Source organism: Pseudomonas sp. G(2018), from assembly GCF_005502415.1.
Lineage (GTDB): Bacteria > Pseudomonadota > Gammaproteobacteria > Pseudomonadales > Pseudomonadaceae > Aquipseudomonas.
In genome coordinates, this window is sequence record NZ_SCOO01000094.1 from 1 (window position 1) to 1,109 (window position 1,109).

General features: G+C 55.7%; 1 protein-coding gene and 1 pseudogene. One reads left to right on the plus strand and one right to left on the minus strand.

All coding sequences use genetic code 11. From position 1 onward, the window contains the following. Positions 1 to 207 (plus strand): annotated as a pseudogene (locus FFS64_RS31560) (hypothetical protein); the annotation flags it as partial. A 213-nt stretch (positions 208 to 420) separates the two neighbouring features. Here the strand turns inward: FFS64_RS31560 and FFS64_RS31200 are convergent. After that, on the minus strand, positions 421 to 1,109 hold a 689-nt coding region (locus tag FFS64_RS31200; protein WP_137808464.1), incomplete at its 5' end, for a CaiB/BaiF CoA-transferase family protein.

Below are 1,109 nucleotides of genomic sequence, written 5' to 3' on the forward strand. Positions count from 1 at the left end.
TTAAGAGCTTTCGTCTCAACCGAGGCGCGCATTCTACAGCAGCCTCATTTGCTGTCAAGTGATTATTTTTCGAAGCTTTCAAGGATTTCCTTAACAACTTCAACCACTTGCGCCTTCGATCTCTCGTCAGCGGGAGGCGAATTCTACAGCGTTACTCGCTGCTGTCAACACCTCTTTTTCAACTTCCTTTCAGCTTCGATGACCTGAAGCAACCTGCCGCCGAAAGCTGCATAACTCATTGTTTACCAAGGAGTTTTCCGTTTCGACTGCGCCGGAAGTGGGGCGAATTATAGACACCTGAGATCTGACGTCAACCGTTAATTCCAGTTTTCTTTCAATAAGTTACGAGTGGCAGAAAATGAGCCCGCTCCCCCCACCCCCCGGAGGAGCAAGCCGCTCTTCTATATAGAGGGGAAATCGTTAGAGCACGCCGGACTCTTTGAAGTTAGCCACGGCACCGGCATCCAGCCCCAGCACCCGCTGTAGTACCTCAAACGTATGCTCCCCCAACAAAGGAGGCGCACGACGGTACTCCACCGGCGTCTCCGACAAACGAATCGGGCTCGCCACCTGCGGCACCATGCCGGCCAGCGCATGCGGCAACTCAATCGCCAACCCGCGCGCCTTGACCTGAGGATCGGCAAACATCTGTGCAAGATCATTAATAGGCCCACAAGGAACCCCCGCCTGCTCCAGCTGCGCCACCCATTCAGCAGTGGTCTTGAATACAGTGGCCTGGCGGATCAGTGGAATGAGGGCCGCCCTATTCGCCACCCGCAGTTTGTTGGTTGCGAAGCGCGGATCATCCGCCCACTGAGGCTGCCCGGCGACCTCCGCGAATTTGCGGAACTGCCCGTCATTACCCACGGTAAGGATGAAGTCGCCATCCGCCGTAGGAAAATCCTGATAAGGCACGATGTTCGGATGAGCATTCCCCAAGCGCTTGGGCGCATTGCCTGTCGTCAGGTAGTTCATCGCCTGGTTAGCCAGGCACGCCACCTGAACATCCAGCAACGCCATATCAATATGCTGACCGCCACCGTCATGATCACGATGCGCAAGTGCCGCCAGGATCGCGACCGTCGAGTAGAGCCCGGTCAAAATATCTG